This window comes from Streptosporangium sp. NPDC050148 (assembly GCF_055586505.1).
Map to the genome: position 1 here is coordinate 1 of NZ_JBVJIA010000062.1, position 15365 is coordinate 15365.

Genomic DNA, 15365 nt, shown 5'->3' on the forward strand with positions numbered 1-15365 from the left:
ACAACCCCCCCCCCCCCCCCCCCCCTCCCCCCTCCCCCCCCCCCCCCCCCCCCCCCCCCCCCCCCCCCCCCCCCCCCCCCCCCCCCCCCCCCGGGCCGGTGGCCGAGCGCCTCGAGGGCGGGCACGACGTCGTCCCAGGCGGATCCGTCGAGCCACAGGCCGGCGATGAGCAGGATGTCCATGGTCACTTCTCTTTCCTTCGGCGCGTTCCGGCGAGGCCCTGGCCTCCCGGAACCCGGGCAGGACGTCAGGCTAGAACCGATTCCGGACGTTCTACGTCCTGTTCCCGCCGGGACTCCTAGGGTGCTTCTGTGCCGACCGACATCAGTCCCACCGCGCGGGCCCTGCGCGCCCTGGAGATCCTCCGGAACCGCCCCGGCGTGACGGCCGGCGAGCTCGCCGGCCTCCTGGGGGTCACGGAACGGGCCGCGCGCCGGTACGTCGGGATCCTCCGCGAGGCGGGGATCCCCGTCGAGTCGGCCCGCGGCCCCTACGGCGGGTACCGGCTCGGGCGCGGGACGCGGCTGCCCCCGGTCGCCTTCACCGAACCCGAGGCGCTCGGCCTGGTCATGGCGGTGCTCGACGGCCGGCCGGCGGCCACCGGCGCCGACGACCTCGTCGGCGCCGCCCTGGGCAAGGTCATCCGGGTCCTGCCCGAGAGCGTCGGGCGGCAGGCGGCGGCGCTGCGCGCGTACGCGTCGGCGGTGCCCGACCGCTTCCCGGCCCGTCCGGATCCCGCCGTCACCGGCGCGCTCGTGGCCGCCGTCGCGGACCGGTGGCGCGTGGTGATCGCCTACCGCAGCGGGTCCGGCGACGAGTGGGAGGCCGAGGTGGATCCCTGGGCGGTCGTCGTCCGCCACGGACGCTGGTATTTGCTGTGCCACTCCCAGCGCGCGGACGCCGTCCGTACCTACCGGATCGACCGTGTCCGCCGGGTGCGCCGGGGCACGCGCGCGTTCGAGCCGCCCGGCGACCTCGACCCGGTGGCCGTGCTGGAGGAGAACCTGGGCGCCGGGCGGGAGTTCGCCACGCGCGTGGTGTTCGGCGCTCCCCTCGCCGAGGTGGCGCCCTGGATCCGGCCGCCCATGGGACGGCTCGGACCGTCGGGGGAGGGGTGCGTGCTCGTCGGCAGCACCAGCAACCCGGCGATGTACGCGCAGGAGTGGTTGCCGAACGTGCCCTTCCCCTTCCGCGTCGAGGGCGGGCCGGAACTGCGCGAGGCGGTCGCGACGCTCGCCTCGCGTCTCACCGCCGCCGTGTCGGGCCCGCCCGTGGACGACGTCACGCCCGGCCCGGGCTCCGGCCGGCCGCGGGGAGGACCGGGTCTGGGCACGGACGGGGCCGGCGGGTGATGATGCCCCTGTCCCGAGTGACCGTCGACGGGCGGGAGGTGCGAGGATGCGGCATGCCGACTGGGGGGTGCGGTCACCGCGGTGGGCCGGGATCCGCAGCGAGGAGATCGAGGTCTGCGGCACGGCCGTCCACTACCTGAGTGCCGGTTCCGGCCGGGACGGCCCCACCCACCTGCTGGTCCATGGGCGGGCTGGTGGCGCTGCTGTTCGCCGACACGGCCCCGGACCGGGTCGCGCGGCTCGTGCTCACCTGCCCCACGCTGCCAGGACCGCTGCCCGCCGACGAGATGCTGTTCTGGCGCTTTCCGGGCCGCCCGCCGCCCCGACTGGGAACGGCGGATCTTTCCGGGGGCCGGGCATCTGCTGCCACTGGAGACGCCGCGCGGCTACACCGAAACGGTCGGACGATGGCTGGCCGCCTCGGGTCGTTTCGACCATCGGCCGTGAAGGTGGCGAAAGCGGGAGGCGCGCCTCCCGGAACGACCGCCGTACGGGGGACCACCGCGCCGGTCATATTCTGTACCTACTAGTATGTACGATGACGGCCATGGACACGGGCGCGGGCCCGGGTCCCGTGCGTGCCCGGGCGTGGGCGGTGCCCCGGCCGGTCACGTGTGCCGTCCCACGTCCCCCGCAGCATCCGTCAGGAGATCCGACCGACATGCCACTTGTTCGCATCGACGCCCTGCGTGCCGACCGTGACCGGCTCGAGGCGCTCGGCCGCGCCGTGCACGACGCCCTGGTCCAGACGATCGACATCCCGCCCGGCGACCTGTTCCAGATCCTGACCGGCCACGACGGCACCACCGGCATGCTGCGCTACGGCGACCATTTCGGGCCGCACCGTGACGACGGCATCGTGATCGTCACGATCACGATGCGCTCCGGGCGCACGCCCGACCGGAAACGGGCCCTGTACCGGCGGATCGCCGAACTCGCCCTGGAGTACGCGGGGACCGAGCCGCGGAACATGGTCATCGCCCTGAACGAGAACGAGCCGATCGACTGGTCCTTCAGCGACGGCGTCGCGCATTACCACGACCCCTCCGAGCCGGAGGGGTGAGACCGGGGACGGCCCCGTCTCGATCACGAAGGATCCCGGCGCCGGTCCACGGGATGACGACAGGGTCCTGAACCGGGTCTTCTCCCCCGAAGCGGCACGACCGGCGCGGGACGGGCGCCGCCACGTCGAGAAAGTTCCCATAGGGATGTCGAGAACGGCCCGGCGGCTCCGTCCCCGGGGCCGACGCGGCCACCGTGGCCGCACCGCACAGAGGAGACCCGGAATGACGATCCAGCGGATGGACAACGTCCTCATCGTCGTCGACGACCTCGACGCCGTCGTCTCGTTCTTCGTCGAGCTCGGCATGGAACCGGAGGGCAGGGCGCCGATCGAGGGGCCCTGGGTGGAGAGCGTCATCGGGATCACCGGCGTCCGGCAGGAGGTCGCGATGCTGCGGACCCCGGACGGCCACGGCCGGATCGAGCTGGCGATGTTCCACACGCCCAAGGCGATCAGTCCCGAGCCGAGGGACGCGCCCGCGAACACGCTGGGCATCCGCCGCGTCATGTTCGCCGTCGACGACATCGAGGACGTCGTCGCCCGCCTGCGCGCCCACGGCGCCGAACTCGTCGGCGAGCTGGCGCGGTACGAGGACAGCTACCGGCTCTGCTACGTCCGCGGCCCCGAGGGCATCGTCGTCGGGCTGGCCGAGCAGCTCGGCCGACGGCCGCCGGAGGCCCCCCGGGTCATCCCGTGATCGCGTCCTGGACGGCCCGTACGGCGGCGCGGACCGCGGGGATGCGGCCCGCCTCGCGGTGGTGGACCAGGTGCAGTGCCCGGGGCCGCAGCCCGGGCACCTCGCGGACGGTGACGCCGGGGTCGCGGAACGCCCGGAGCGCGAGCCGGGGGAGCATCCCGATCCCGAGGCCGCGGGCGATCAGCGACTGGGTGACCACGTAGTCGTCGCTGCCGTGCCGGATGTCCGGGGTGAAACCGGCGGCCAGGCAGAGCCGTTCCAGGTGGGCGGTGCACCGCTCGCAACCGGCGATCCACCTGTCGGCGGCCAGGTCCCGCAGGTCCACCGGGCCGGTCCCGGCCTGCGCGTGCCCGTTCGGCAGGACCAGCCGGACCGGGTCCTGTCCCACGGGGAGGCCCAGCAGCCCGGAAGGCGCGGTGAACGGCTGCCCGTCGTGGGCGAAGGTCATGGCCAGGTCCGCCTCGCCGGCGGTGACCAGCTCCAGCGCCTCGGGCGGTTCGGCCTGCAGCAGCCGCACGTCCAGCGCGGGATGACGCGCGGCCAGCAGGCTCATCGCCGCCGGGACGACGGTGGCGGCGGCCGAGGGGAAGGCGGCCAGGCGCACGGTGCCGCCCTCCAGCCGGGCCAGCGCGTTCATCTCGTCGGACGCGGCGTGCAGGCGGGTGGCGAGGGCGTCGGCGTGATCCAGCAGCGCCCGGCCCGCCTCGGTGAGCTGGATGCCCCGGGGGCGCCGCAGCACCAGCGGCAGCCCGGCCTGCCGTTCCAGGTGACGCAGGTGCTGGCTGACGGCCGGCTGGGTCCAGCCCAGCACGCGGGCCGCGCCCGCGATCGACCCCGAGCGGGCGACCTGGCGGAAGACGAGCAGTCGGTGGGCGTCCATGACATAAGTATTTCTTGGGTCAGGACCAACATGTTCACGTCTACCTATGAGGCCGGCCACGCGGGAGGCTGGTGCCATGACACGAACCATCGGCCTCATCGGCGGGATGAGCTGGGAATCCTCCGCCGAGTACTACCGCCTGCTGAACGAGGAGACCCGGCGCCGCCTCGGCGGCCACCACTGTGCCCGGAGCCTGCTGCTGACCGTCGACTTCGCCGAGATCGAGGCCATGCAGCGGGCCGGTGACTGGGCCGCCGCGGGCCGGACGCTCGCGGCGGCGGCCCGGACCCTGGAGGGGGCCGGTGCCGACATGGTGCTGCTGTGCACCAACACCATGCACCAGGTGGCCGACGTCATCGAGGCGGAGATCGGCGTGCCGTTCCTGCACATCGTCGACGCCACGGCGAGCCGGATCGCCTCCGGGGGGATCACCACCGTGGGACTGCTGGCCACCCGCTACACCATGGAGATGGACTTCTACCGCGACCGCATGCGCGCCCACGGCCTGGAGGTGGTCGTCCCCGGCGAGGAGGACCGCGCGCTGGTCCACGACGTCATCTACCGCGAGCTCACCATGAACCGGGTCGAGGACGCCTCCCGCAGGAGCTACCGGCGGATCATCTCCACCCTCGCGGACCGCGGCGCCCAGGCGGTGATCCTCGGCTGCACCGAGATCACGCTGCTCATCGGCCCCGGTGACAGCCCGATCCCGGTCTTCGACTCCACCAGGATCCACGTCGAGCGGGCGGTCGACCTGGCGCTGGCGCCCGGTACGGGCCGTGCGGCGGCGCCCGCGCTCGGGGCGGGCAGGTAGCGCGGCCGGGGCCGCACGCGTCAGGCGCCGGCGGGCGGCGGCGCGAGCTCGGCCGCGACCTCGGCGGCGATGTCGATCGCCCGGCGGGCGAGGGGCGAGCGGGTACGCCCGGCCCGCCAGTGCAGGTAGATCTCCCGGGGCGGCAGGGACGGCCGTAGCTCGTGGACGCTGAGCCCGCCGTCGGACGGCACGCCGGAGCCGCGGACGGCGAGCCAGGGCAGCACCGCCGAGCCCAGGCCGGCGCGCACCATCGACAGCAGGGTGTCGTTGACCGCGGTGCGGAACACGATCCGCGGACGGGCGCCGCCGCGGGCGACCGCCTGCTCCATCCAGGGCTGGGAGCAGGTCAGCGGCCAGGCCACCATCGGCGCGCCGTCGAGCCGCTCCAGCGGGACCGGGCCGCCGGGGAAGGTGCCGGCGCGGGCCACCAGCAGGTACGGGTCGTCGAGCAGCTTGAGGTGCTCGACGTCGTCGTCGACGCGGCCGTCGTAGAACAGCAGGTCGAGGTCGCCGATCCGCGGCTGCTCCGGCTCCTCCTCGGACAGCCTGATGTCGCAGCCGGGGTGCTCGTCGCGCAGCCGGCGGACGACCGACGGCAGGATCACGTTGGACACGCTCTGGAAGGTGCCGATGTCGATCCGGCCGTCCCCGGCCTTGAACCGGTCCACGGCGTCGGCCAGCGCCTCCGCCCTCGCCAGCAGTTCGCGGCCCTGGCCGAGGACCACGGAGCCGAGCGGGGTGAGCCGTACCGGCCTGGGACCGCCCGGCCGGTCGAACACCCGGCCGCCGACGGCCCTCTCCAGCGCGGCGATCTGCTGGCTGATCGTCGACTGGGTGTATCCCAGGCGGGCGGCGGCCCGGCCGAACGTGCCCTTCTCGGCGATGGCGGCCATCGCCGCCAGGTGGCGCAGCTCGATGTCGGTCACGGGCCCCAGCGTAACAACGGACATCGCCGTAGACGATCAAGCCGATCGGAAATCATCGCTTTTCACGATGTATCCGCGGAGCCTAGCGTGCCGGACATGACGACTCACCCATCTCACCGATCTCACCGATCTCATGGCGAGCGGCTCCTCCCGGTCGACGGCGTCGAGCTCTGCGTCGAGACCTTCGGCGACCGTGCCGCCCCGGCGATCGTGCTGGTGGCCGGTGCGGGAGCCTCGATGCTGTGGTGGGACGCCGGCCTGTGCGAACGGATCGCCGCCCGCGGCCGGTTCGTGATCCGGTACGACCATCGGGACACCGGCCGGTCGACCTGCTACCCGCCGCGACGGCCGGGGTACTCGTTCACCGACCTGGCCCTGGACGTGCTCGGCGTCCAGGACGCCCTGGGCGTCGAGCGCGCCCACCTGGTCTGCCAGTCGATGTTCGGCGGGATCGGGCTCGTCCTCGGTGTGGACCATCCCGGCCGGGTCGCGTCGCTGACGTTCGTCTCGAGCTCGACCGGGGCCGGCGGCCTGCCACCGCCGTCGGGCGACCTGGCCGTGCCACCCGAACCGGACCCCTCCGACGCGGCCGCGGTCGTCGAGAGCGTGGTCGCCGTCGCCAGGGCGTACGCCGGTGACTCGCCGTACTTCGACCCGGCCGCGATGCGGTCGCTGGCCGAACGGGACGTGGCGCGCGCCAGGGACTACCGCTCGACCCTGGTCAACCACTACGCCGTCGGGTTCGACGGGCCTGCCAGAGGCGGTTTCGGCGACATCGCGGTGCCGACGCTCGTGGTGCACGGCGACCGCGACCCGGTCCTGCCGCTGCCGCACGGCCGGGCGCTGCGCGACGCGATCCCCGGCGCGGAGCTGCTGGTCCTGGAGGGGGCCGGGCACGACCTGCCCGCCGGGGTGTGGGACGCCTTCGTGCCGGCCCTGGTACGGCACACCGGGAAGGGGCACTCGTGAACCGGCTGCGCTCGGCACTGTGGCTGCCGCTCTTCGACGACCTCGCCGATCCGCGCACGGTGGCGCGTCTCGCCGCCGACGCGGAGGAGGCCGGGTGGGACGGCTGCTTCGTGTGGGACCAGATGTACTGGCGGGGGCCGGCCCGGCCGGTCGCCGACCCGTGGATCACGCTGGCGGCGGTCGCGTCCGCGACCGAGCGGCTGCGGATCGGCCCGATGGTGTCGCCGCTTCCCCGCAGGCGGCCGACCAAGGTCGCGCGGGAGACCGCGACGCTGGACCGGCTCAGCGAGGGCCGCCTCGTCCTCGGTGTCGGCCTCGGCAGCGACGGGTTCGGCGGTGAGCTGTCCAGGACCGGCGAGCAGCTCGACGACCGGCGGCGCGGGCGGATGCTCGACGAGTCCCTGGCGATCCTGGCCGCCGCCTGGTCCGGCGAACCGGTACGCCATCGCGGCGAGCACTACACCGCCGACGACATCACGTTCCTCCCGCGGCCGGTTCAGCGGCCCGGCGTGCCGGTGTGGGCCGCCGGGTTCCCGGGCAACGTCAGGCCGGTCCGCCGGGCCGCCCGGCTCGACGGCTTCTTCCCGGCCAATCTCGACCACCCCGATCGGCTCGCCGAGGTGGTCGGCCTCCTCACCGAGCTGCGTCACGGCGAGATGGGCTCGTACGACGTCGCCGTCGGCCTGCCGGCCGGTGCCGATCCCGGGCCCTACGCGAGGGCCGGCGCGACCTGGTGGCTGCCGGAGTTCGAACCGGGCGTACGGCTCGACACCGTCCGCGGCGTGCTCCGCGACGGCCCGGCGGCGTGAGGACGTCACCGGGGGAGGGGCCGGAACGCGCCCCGGTCCCGGAACCGGACGACTCCCGAAGCGGCGCCGTCCCGATCGGCGCTCATCTCCGTCGGGGTGGAAGCCGCGGTCCGGGCCGGTCACCGGGGTGATGTCGAGAACGCCCCGGCCGCTCCGACCTGTCCCCGGGGGAGCCGCCGGTCCGTACGGCGGCTCCCCGGACACCATGCGATCGAAGGAGCGGCCATGTCACGCAACATCGAGACCGTCACCACCTACCTGGACGGTTTCCGCAGGAACGACCACGAGCAGATCCTGTCCTGCCTGACCGACGACATCGAGTGGACCGTCTTCGGCGCCTTCCACCTGACCGGCAAGGACGCCTACGACAGGGCCATCGACGGCCCGCCCGATCTCGTCGATCCTCCCCACCTGGAGGTCGTGCGCATGGTCGAGCAGGGCGACGTCGTCATGGCCGAGATCAACGGGACGGTGAAGCGGGTCGCGGGCGGCGAGGTGCGCCTGTCCATGGCGGAGGTGTTCGTCATGCGCGACGGCAGGATCGCCGAGCGTCGCGCCTGGGTCGTCGAGCTGAAGGAGAACGACCACCGCTGACGAACGGCCCTTGCCCGTACCCGTACGGCCATGCGTGCCGGTGACCCGCGTGCGCGGGTGAGTGTCGCCGGACCACGGGACCGTGGCCCGGCGACACCCACCCGGTGGCGCGGGTCTCACCCGGACGAGCCATCCGGGTGGACGCCCGCCCCCGGGGTCAGGGGGCGGAGGAGGACGCGACCGGGCCGGCCGCCCAGTGGTCCGGGCCGGTCGGCCATGTCTGCGACGGCGCCTGCCGCCTGAGCGCGCTCTCCTCGCCGGTGCCCACGGCGCAGCGCGTGCCGTGCGGCGGCACCTTCAGCGAGATCAGGTACTCGTCGAAGATGTCCGTCTGGCACTTGTCCTTGCCGTAGATGCGGTGCCCCCAGCCCTCGTACGTGAGCAGCACCGCCTTGGGCCCGAGCTGGCGGGCCGCGTTGGCGGACCATATCCACGGAGTGGCCGGGTCGTGCAGGGAGTTCCCGAGCAGCAGCGGGGCGTCACCCGTGTACCGCAGCGCGTGCGGCGGGTTGGTGGTCGGGTAGTTCATGCAGATCGGCAGGTCGTCGATCGGGTACGGGTGGTACCGCGTGTCGGGCGCGAGGTGGTTGGAGACGCGCATGAGCGCGGCGTACTCCCGGTAGTTCCGCAGCCGCAGGTTGTAGTCCTGGCACAGGACCGCGGTCGGCAGGTGCGCGACGTCGCCCTCCACGGGCTGCCGTCCGGACGGCGGGGGCGTCCACTCCGGCGTCGGCCCGCCGTTCAGCCAGTCGATCACCTCGGCCAGCAGCCGCCAGGCCGGTCCCTCGGTGCCCAGCGCGGCGTTGTAGATGACCTGCAGCTCGGTCAGCGTCTGGCCCGTGCTCGGGTACTTCAGCTCACCGCGCCGCGCCTTCTCCCGCAGGTCCTTCCAGATCGCGCGGATGTCGCGTCCGTGCAGGACACAGCCGGTGTCCTGCTCGCACCAGCCGACGAACTGGTCGAACGCGTCCTCGATGGCGATCGCCTCGGTGGCCAGGAAACCCGCGACCCCGAGGCTGTGGTCCATGTTGCTGTCGAGCCCGAGGGCCCGGACGCGGTGGGGGAACAGCTCCGCGTACATCTGGCCGATCAGCGTGCCGTACGAGATGCCGTAGTAGGTGAGCTTCTCCTCGCCCAGGGCGGCGCGCAGCGCGTCCAGGTCACGGGCGACGTCGGCGGAGTCGACGTGGTCGTACAGCGGGCCGGTACGAGCGCGGCAGTCGGCGTGCAGTTCCTTGGTGAAGGCGTCCCAGGCGTCGAAGTCGGCCTGGCTCCTCATGACGGTGTGCGGCATCCGGTTGTACACCGACGCCGAGCAGATCACCGGGTTGCTGCGCCCCACGCCCCGGGGGTCGAACCCGACGATGTCGAACCGCCGCTGCAGTTCCTCGGTGTAGGACCCGGGGGCGCCGTACACGGCCTCCACCCCCGACCCGCCCGGACCACCGGGGTTGATCACCAGCGAGCCGATCCGCGCGGCCGGGTCCGTGGCCTTGCGCCGCGCGACGGCGATGTCGACCTTCGCCCCGCCCGGCTTCGCCCAGTCGACGGGCACGCTCAGCGTGCCGCACTCGGCGGCGGGCTCCTCCTCACAGGGCGTCCAGGCGATGGTCTGCGGTGCCACGACCTCGGTGTCCGCGCCGGCCGTCGAGATCGGCAAAACCGTCGACATCGCCAGCAAGGCGGTGAACCATAAGGCTCTTTTTCGCACAATGCTCCAGTCTCTTGACGATCCTCCGTAAGAGCGTGTGACTGTAGCCGATTGCCACATATACGAAAGCGGAAATAACCGAGAATGGCGGTATTTGCTCTATATGCAGGTATAGGTGCTTGCCCGTCCGCATTGTTCGGGTGACCCCGTGAGGGAGGGCGACGTGGCCCTCGTCCCGCCGCGACCAGGGACAGAGACGGGGGGCGGGGGCGGGGACGGGGGCGGGGACGCGGCGGCGCGTCCCGGGAGCGGAACCGATCAGGGGTCCGAGACGGTCGCGACCGGCCGCGTCCAGGCCGAGCGCTTCGGGCGCCTCGACGTCGTCGTCAACAACGCCGGTTACGGCTTTCCGGGCGCGGTCGAGGAGACCACCGACGCCGAGGCCCGGCAGATGTCCGACGTCCAGATCTTCGGACTTTGGAACGTGCTGCGGGCGGTGCTGCCCGTCCTGCGGACGCAGAGGAGCGGCCACATCCTGAACATCTCCTCAATGCTCGGCCTGGTCGCCGTTCCGGGCTGCGGCCTGTACCGCGCGGGCAAGTTCGCGCCGGAGGGCCTGAGCGAGGCGCTCACCGGCGAGGTCGCGCCGTTCGGCGTCAGGGTCACCGTCGTGGAGGACGGATACTTCCGCACCGGCTTCCTGACGGGCGACTCGCCGGCACCGCCGGTCTCGACGACGGAGGGCTACGAGTCCGTCCGCGAGATGACCAGGGGCCACCTGGAGTTGCGGGGGAGTCGGCTCGGCGACCCCGTGAGGGGCGCCGCCGTGATCATCTCCCTCGCCGCCTCGAAGGACGCGCCGCTTCGCCGGCTCCCGGGATCGGACGCCCGCGCCTACGCCTAGGGCGGACTCGAAGCCCTCAGGGCCGACCTCGAGGCCGACCGCGAGCCGGCCCACGGCACGGACTTCCCCAGGCCGTAGCCCGACCCGCGATCATCCGCCTTTTTGCCGATCCGGCAACAAGGTTTGCCGTACCGCGACAGGGGGCGCAGTATCTCCACCGGATGGAGGTACGTCTCATGAGAGAACAGGAAACGCAGGTCAGGACCGCCGGGAGCGGGCGGCGGGACTACGACGTGGTGGTGGTGGGCGGCGGGGCCGCCGGGCTGAGCGGGGCGCTCGCCCTGAGCCGGGCCCGGCGCTCGGTGCTGGTGATCGACGCCGGTGCCCCGCGCAACGCCCCGGCCGCGCACGCGCACAACTACCTGACGCGCGACGGGACATCGCCCCTGGAGCTGCTGGCCGCGGGCCGCGAGGAGGTGACCGGCTACGGCGGTCGGATCACGCGGGGCGAGGTCGTCACGGCCGAGCGCCTGGAGAGCGGGGACTTCCGCGTCACCCTCGGGGACGGGTCCGCGGTCACGGCGCGCCGGTTGCTGGTGACCACCGGCCTGGTCGACGAGCTGCCGCAGGTGACGGGGCTGGCCGAGCGGTGGGGACGGGAGGTGCTGCACTGCCCGTACTGCCACGGCTGGGAGGTCCGTGACCGGCCGATCGCCGTCCTGGGCACCGGGCCGTTCGCGGTGCACCAGGCCCTGATGTGGCGGCAGTGGAGCTCGCAGGTGACGCTGTTGCTGCACACCGCGCCCGAGCCGGGCCCCGAGGAGAGCGAGCAGCTGGCCGCCCGCGACATCGCCGTGGTGCGGGGGAAGGCCGAGGCACTGGAGGTGACCGGCGGCCGGCTCACCGGGGTGACCATGGCCGACGGGCGGACGATGATCCCCTGCGTGGCCGTGGTGGTCGCGCCGTACTTCACCGCCCGCGCGGGTGTCCTGACGAGCCTGGGGCTGGAGGCCACCGCCCAGGAGATGGGCGGGCACGTGATCGGCACCTACATCGCCTCCGACCCGGCCGGGGCGACCGCGGTGCCGGGGGTGTGGGTGGCCGGCAACGTCGCCCTGCTGAACGAGACGGTGATCGGGGCCGCCGCCGCGGGCCTGCGCGCCGGCGTGGCGATCAACACCGACCTGATCGCCGAGGACACCCGGCTGGCCGTCGCCGCCCGCAGGGGCGACCGATGACCCCGTCCGGTACGGGACCACGAGAAGGGAACGACCGATGACCCACGATACGCACGACACGCACGGCACTCCCGGCACCGCCTCCGAGGAGGAGTTCTGGGACGGCCGCTACGGCGAGAACGAGCGGCTCTGGAGCGGCGATCCGAACGCGGCCCTGGTCCGGGAGGTCTCCGGCCTGGAGCCGGGCAGCGCCCTGGACCTGGGCTGCGGCGAGGGGGGTGACGCGATCTGGCTGGCCCGGCAGGGCTGGCGTGTCACCGCCGTCGACATCTCCGGGGTCGCCCTGGAGCGCGCGGCCCGGCACGCGGCCGCCACCGCCGGGGACGTCGCCGATCGCATCGACTGGCGACGGCACGACCTGGCGGTGTCCTTCCCCGAGGGGACCTTCGACCTCGTCTCCGCGCAGTTCCTGCACTCTCCCGGGGACATGCCCAGGGAGAGGATCCTGCGGGCCGCGGCCTCGGCGGTCGCGCCGGGCGGGGTGCTTCTGATCGTCGGGCACGCCGGGCCCCCGCCGTGGGAGGAGGAGTCCGACGCGCACCGGTCGCTTCCCACCCCGCAACAGGTGCTCGACTCCCTCGAACTGCCCGGCGGCGAGTGGGAGGTGCTGGTCAGCGAGGAGCACCCGCGCACCCAGGTCGGCCCCGACGGGCGGCCGCACGTCCGTACGGACAACACCCTCAAGCTCCGGCGGCTGACCGGCTGAGCCAGCCGCACCGGCGTCCCTTCCGGTCCGCGACGGCCGCCCGGGGGAGGGGCATCCCGGGGAGGGTCGAGACGTTCCTGCCGATGCCCGAGGCCGCCCGCCTGGCCGACGCCGCCCGCGCCTACGTGACCGCGGCCCGCGAGCTCGGCGTCGACGTGGACGCGGCCCTGTCCACCGTCCGGCACCACCTCACCGACCCCGCCGGATGACCCGGGCCATGCCCGCGCCGAGCCCGCACCGAGCCGTCAGGCACCGACGGCGTAGAGGGCCTCGCGCAGGCTGGGAAGGGGCTCGCGGTCGGCGCGCCACACCGGCCGCAGGTGCGGGACCGGGACGAGGTGCCGGCGCCGTCCTCGGCGGCGTGCGTCAGGGCGGAGTGGCGCAGCTGATGCAGGGGCCACGGCCTGTCCGGCAGACCGGCTGTGGCGTTGTCGAACAACTCGGCGGCTCGGCGGCTCGGCGGCTCGGCGGTAGGACAGCCGGGCCCCGCTGGAGAGCAGGTCGAGATCGCAGGTGGCACCTCGACGCGGGCACGGTGGTCGGCGAGGAACACCGGCCCGGTACGGCGCCCGTCCAGCAGGCGCGGCAGCCGGGCGGTGACGGTGCGCCGGACGATGATGTCGATCGCGTCGTCCTTGCGCCGTACCTCGGCGCGCCGGTTAAGCAGGGCGAGTTCCTCGGCGTCCAGGACGAGGGCTTCTCGTGTCCGGACGGCGGACTCGTACGGGAGCCGGAACAGCGTTTTCTCGCGCAGTTGCAGGCCGGGGTCGGGTGATGCGGCCGTGGCGGCCGACACCACGCAGCAACGTCCCGGAGACGATGAGGTCGAATCGGCGCGGCAGGACGACAATGGACACCCAGGCGTATCACTTGAAACGTCCGAATTCGATTCAGCTCGAATCATTAGGACGCGACACAGAAGCGGTGTTCGCTGTGGACACCGCTTTTACGCCGCCCTGCCGGTCGGTGGCGAGATGATCGTCTGACGTGAGGGAATCGCATGTTCGCTGTCAAGCCCGTCTTGGGCGCCCTGCTCCTAGTCGGCGGGATCCCGGCTGGAGCGCTCGGCCCGGTCACCACTGCGCCTACCGGGGACTCCGAAACCGGGATCATCGCAACGTACAAGGGTAAGAAGATCGACCTCAGCAAGGGATGGCAAGGGGCCCAGGCGTGCACCGAGTTCGCCATCGGCGACGTTCGCTGCTACGACACCGCCATCGAAGCGGATCTGGCCACCCAGCCCGCGGGCGCGGTGGGCACCCTGGGCAGACCCGACTGTCCCAGCGGGTGGGTGTGCCTGTGGCAGGACGAGAACTTCACCGGCAGGCGACTGAAGTGGTCGGCGGCAGGTACCAAGGAGCTGAAGGACTGGGATTTCCGCGACAAGACAACCAGCGTGTTTGTGAACCGGATTCAGAACGGCATGAAAGCCACCAACTTCCGGGCCCTCCTGGACGAGCACTCCTTCTACTGCGCGGGTTGCTCCTACAGCAACCTCACCGGCTCTGGATGGAACGACAAGATAGACAGGATAAAGATTTAGAGAATGTCCGAGGGTTCCTCAGATCGCTCAGCGACCCGTCGTGAAGTACGGGAGGCCGCCCAGCCGTAGGAGCTGTTCGAGGTTCGGATCATGTGGGTGAGGTGAGGAGCTTCAGCCACATGATCGAGCCTCGAAGGTAGAGTCCGGCCTCGTAGCTTTCCGGGGTTTTGTCGTAGCGGGTGGCCAGGCCACGCCAGGTCTTGATCTTCTGGAAACAGCGTTCGACGGTGTTGCGCTGCCGGTAGCGCTCCGGATCGACGCCGACGGGTCGCCCGCCCGCTGAACCTTTCTTCTTGCGGTTGGCCTGCTGGTCGGTCTTCTCCGAGATGACCGCGGTGATCTTGCGGCGGCGCAAGTAGGAGCGGTTGGCCTTGGAGGAGTAGGCCTTGTCCGCGGCCACCGCGGCAGGGCGGGTCCGAGGCCGGCCGCGGTGGCCGGGGACGCGGATCTTGTCCAAGGCGGTGATGAACTGCGGGCAGTCGCCGGCTTGGCCGGGGGTGAGCACGAAAGCCAGCGGCAGTCCGGCGGCATCGGCCGCGGCATGGACCTTGCTGCTCAGCCCGCCCCGGGATCGGCCGAGCCCGGCAGCCTTCGCCCGAGCCTTTCGGCGTCGCCGCGTGGCGGCACGATCCGGCGCGAGCGACGGGTCCGCGCTGTCTGTGTTGTCCGCGCTGGGTGTGACCTGCGGCGCATCACCCGCAGCACTGGCGGCTGCTCGGGCAGCGGAGCCCCCTTTTCCTCGGTCAGCGCCTGCTCCAGCGCATCCAGGGTCTCCCCGGCCACCGCCAGCCCGGCCGACTCCTGATGCGCCCGCACGATTGTTGAGTCCACGCTGACCAGCTCCAGCCCGACCTGCCCGCGCAAGGCGGCCTCGGCGATCAGCGCGTCCATCAGATCCTGAAACACCCCGGCCTTGGCCCAGCCGTTGAACCGGGAGTAGAGCGTGGACCACGGCCCATATCGTTCCGGCACGTCACGCCAGCCCGATCCGGTGCGAAACCGCCACAAGATCCCGTTGAACTGATCACGCACCCGGCGAGGAAGCGGCCCGGTAGCCGCCACCGGCAGATACGGCTCGATCAACGCCCACTCGGCATCCGTCACATCAAAGCGCGCCACGTCCGAGTTCTACCAGCCACAACCAGCCCGCCACTGGGCCTCACATAGATCCGAACCTCAAACAGCTCCTAGTACTACAACAGCACATTGTGATGGGTTAGCCTGTTCGTATGTCGAGTGCGGTGACCGCTGAGGACCTTCAGGCGTGGATGACCGGCTT

The 15365-nt window shown here is 72.4% G+C and carries 17 protein-coding genes and 1 pseudogene; 14 read left to right on the plus strand and 4 right to left on the minus strand.

The features are described 5' to 3' along the window. Positions 1–311 precede the first annotated feature (311 nt). From ACZ6RT_RS36770 to ACZ6RT_RS36785, 4 genes are all read left to right on the plus strand, one after another. Complete coding sequence (locus tag ACZ6RT_RS36770) at positions 312–1352, plus strand: helix-turn-helix transcriptional regulator (RefSeq protein WP_470158655.1); 1041 nt, start codon at positions 312–314, stop codon at positions 1350–1352. 182 nt (positions 1353–1534) lie between these two features. Next, positions 1535–1882, plus strand: a complete 348-nt coding sequence (locus tag ACZ6RT_RS36775) for an alpha/beta hydrolase family protein (RefSeq protein ID WP_470158657.1) — start codon at positions 1535–1537, stop codon at positions 1880–1882. A gap of 131 nt (positions 1883–2013) precedes the next feature. Beyond that, positions 2014–2415 (plus strand): tautomerase family protein, encoded by a 402-nt coding sequence (locus ACZ6RT_RS36780; RefSeq protein ID WP_470158658.1) that lies wholly within the window; start codon positions 2014–2016, stop codon positions 2413–2415. Positions 2416–2638: 223 nt separating this feature from the next. Next, entirely contained in the window at positions 2639–3112 is a 474-nt protein-coding gene (locus tag ACZ6RT_RS36785; RefSeq protein WP_470158660.1) for a VOC family protein, read from the plus strand. Here ACZ6RT_RS36785 and ACZ6RT_RS36790 read toward each other — a convergent pair. Next, positions 3102–3992: a LysR family transcriptional regulator gene (locus tag ACZ6RT_RS36790; RefSeq protein WP_470158662.1), complete on the minus strand. Its 891-nt coding sequence runs from the start codon at positions 3990–3992 to the stop codon at positions 3102–3104. The two genes, ACZ6RT_RS36785 and ACZ6RT_RS36790, sit on opposite strands and share 11 nt — an antisense overlap. 76 nt (positions 3993–4068) lie before the next feature. Here ACZ6RT_RS36790 and ACZ6RT_RS36795 point away from each other — a divergent pair, with 76 nt between their 5' ends. Further along, the gene (locus ACZ6RT_RS36795) at positions 4069–4806 is read left to right on the plus strand and encodes an aspartate/glutamate racemase family protein (RefSeq protein ID WP_470158663.1); all 738 of its coding nucleotides are present in this window, start codon (positions 4069–4071) and stop codon (positions 4804–4806) included. A gap of 20 nt (positions 4807–4826) precedes the next feature. On the opposite strand, the gene ACZ6RT_RS36800 is transcribed toward ACZ6RT_RS36795, so the two are convergent. Next, positions 4827–5732: a LysR family transcriptional regulator gene (locus ACZ6RT_RS36800; RefSeq protein WP_470158664.1), complete on the minus strand. Its 906-nt coding sequence runs from the start codon at positions 5730–5732 to the stop codon at positions 4827–4829. Positions 5733–5828: 96 nt separating this feature from the next. Here ACZ6RT_RS36800 and ACZ6RT_RS36805 point away from each other — a divergent pair, with 96 nt between their 5' ends. From ACZ6RT_RS36805 to ACZ6RT_RS36815, 3 genes are all read left to right on the plus strand, one after another. Beyond that, complete coding sequence (locus ACZ6RT_RS36805; RefSeq protein WP_470158666.1) at positions 5829–6701, plus strand: alpha/beta fold hydrolase; 873 nt, start codon at positions 5829–5831, stop codon at positions 6699–6701. Then, on the plus strand, positions 6698–7510 hold the full coding sequence (locus ACZ6RT_RS36810) for an LLM class flavin-dependent oxidoreductase (protein ID WP_470158668.1): 813 nt from the start codon (positions 6698–6700) through the stop codon (positions 7508–7510). Before ACZ6RT_RS36805 ends, ACZ6RT_RS36810 begins: the two co-directional genes overlap by 4 nt. A gap of 225 nt (positions 7511–7735) precedes the next feature. Continuing rightward, complete coding sequence (locus tag ACZ6RT_RS36815; RefSeq protein ID WP_399192512.1) at positions 7736–8104, plus strand: nuclear transport factor 2 family protein; 369 nt, start codon at positions 7736–7738, stop codon at positions 8102–8104. A 157-nt stretch (positions 8105–8261) separates the two neighbouring features. Here the strand turns inward: ACZ6RT_RS36815 and ACZ6RT_RS36820 are convergent, their stop codons facing one another. Continuing rightward, positions 8262–9776, minus strand: a complete 1515-nt coding sequence (locus tag ACZ6RT_RS36820) for an alpha/beta fold hydrolase (protein WP_470158670.1) — start codon at positions 9774–9776, stop codon at positions 8262–8264. 187 nt (positions 9777–9963) lie between these two features. Between ACZ6RT_RS36820 and ACZ6RT_RS36825 the strand changes: the two genes are divergently transcribed. From ACZ6RT_RS36825 to ACZ6RT_RS36850, 6 genes are all read left to right on the plus strand, one after another. Next, positions 9964–10659, plus strand: a complete 696-nt coding sequence (locus ACZ6RT_RS36825; RefSeq protein ID WP_470158671.1) for an SDR family NAD(P)-dependent oxidoreductase — start codon at positions 9964–9966, stop codon at positions 10657–10659. A gap of 176 nt (positions 10660–10835) precedes the next feature. Then, the gene (locus ACZ6RT_RS36830) at positions 10836–11837 is read left to right on the plus strand and encodes an NAD(P)/FAD-dependent oxidoreductase (RefSeq protein ID WP_470158672.1); all 1002 of its coding nucleotides are present in this window, start codon (positions 10836–10838) and stop codon (positions 11835–11837) included. A 37-nt stretch (positions 11838–11874) separates the two neighbouring features. Then, positions 11875–12543, plus strand: a complete 669-nt coding sequence (locus tag ACZ6RT_RS36835; protein ID WP_470158674.1) for a class I SAM-dependent methyltransferase — start codon at positions 11875–11877, stop codon at positions 12541–12543. 83 nt (positions 12544–12626) lie between these two features. Next, positions 12627–12752: a hypothetical protein gene (locus ACZ6RT_RS36840; RefSeq protein ID WP_470158675.1), complete on the plus strand. Its 126-nt coding sequence runs from the start codon at positions 12627–12629 to the stop codon at positions 12750–12752. A 326-nt stretch (positions 12753–13078) separates the two neighbouring features. Then, positions 13079–13318, plus strand: coding sequence for a hypothetical protein (locus ACZ6RT_RS36845; protein ID WP_470158676.1), 240 nt, complete (start codon positions 13079–13081; stop codon positions 13316–13318). A 225-nt stretch (positions 13319–13543) separates the two neighbouring features. Further along, positions 13544–14086, plus strand: coding sequence for a peptidase inhibitor family I36 protein (locus ACZ6RT_RS36850; protein WP_470158678.1), 543 nt, complete (start codon positions 13544–13546; stop codon positions 14084–14086). Positions 14087–14174: 88 nt separating this feature from the next. On the opposite strand, the pseudogene ACZ6RT_RS36855 reads toward ACZ6RT_RS36850, so the two are convergent. Next, positions 14175–15205: pseudogene (locus tag ACZ6RT_RS36855) on the minus strand (IS5 family transposase). Between the last annotated feature and the right edge of the window lie 160 nt (positions 15206–15365).

What these genes read in the sequence shown, in the direction of transcription:
- ACZ6RT_RS36805 (WP_470158666.1), top strand. Translation starts at nt 5,829, where the DNA reads ATGACGACTCACCCATCTCACCGATCTCACCGATCTCATGGCGAGCGG.
- ACZ6RT_RS36795 (WP_470158663.1), top strand. Translation starts at nt 4,069, where the DNA reads ATGACACGAACCATCGGCCTCATCGGCGGGATGAGCTGGGAATCCTCC.
- ACZ6RT_RS36840 (WP_470158675.1), top strand. Translation starts at nt 12,627, where the DNA reads ATGCCCGAGGCCGCCCGCCTGGCCGACGCCGCCCGCGCCTACGTGACC.
- ACZ6RT_RS36815 (WP_399192512.1), top strand. Translation starts at nt 7,736, where the DNA reads ATGTCACGCAACATCGAGACCGTCACCACCTACCTGGACGGTTTCCGC.
- ACZ6RT_RS36830 (WP_470158672.1), top strand. Translation starts at nt 10,836, where the DNA reads ATGAGAGAACAGGAAACGCAGGTCAGGACCGCCGGGAGCGGGCGGCGG.
- ACZ6RT_RS36785 (WP_470158660.1), top strand. Translation starts at nt 2,639, where the DNA reads ATGACGATCCAGCGGATGGACAACGTCCTCATCGTCGTCGACGACCTC.
- ACZ6RT_RS36775 (WP_470158657.1), top strand. Translation starts at nt 1,535, where the DNA reads ATGGGCGGGCTGGTGGCGCTGCTGTTCGCCGACACGGCCCCGGACCGG.
- ACZ6RT_RS36850 (WP_470158678.1), top strand. Translation starts at nt 13,544, where the DNA reads ATGTTCGCTGTCAAGCCCGTCTTGGGCGCCCTGCTCCTAGTCGGCGGG.
- ACZ6RT_RS36790 (WP_470158662.1), bottom strand. Translation starts at nt 3,992, where the DNA reads ATGGACGCCCACCGACTGCTCGTCTTCCGCCAGGTCGCCCGCTCGGGG.
- ACZ6RT_RS36835 (WP_470158674.1), top strand. Translation starts at nt 11,875, where the DNA reads ATGACCCACGATACGCACGACACGCACGGCACTCCCGGCACCGCCTCC.
- ACZ6RT_RS36780 (WP_470158658.1), top strand. Translation starts at nt 2,014, where the DNA reads ATGCCACTTGTTCGCATCGACGCCCTGCGTGCCGACCGTGACCGGCTC.
- ACZ6RT_RS36820 (WP_470158670.1), bottom strand. Translation starts at nt 9,776, where the DNA reads ATGTCGACGGTTTTGCCGATCTCGACGGCCGGCGCGGACACCGAGGTC.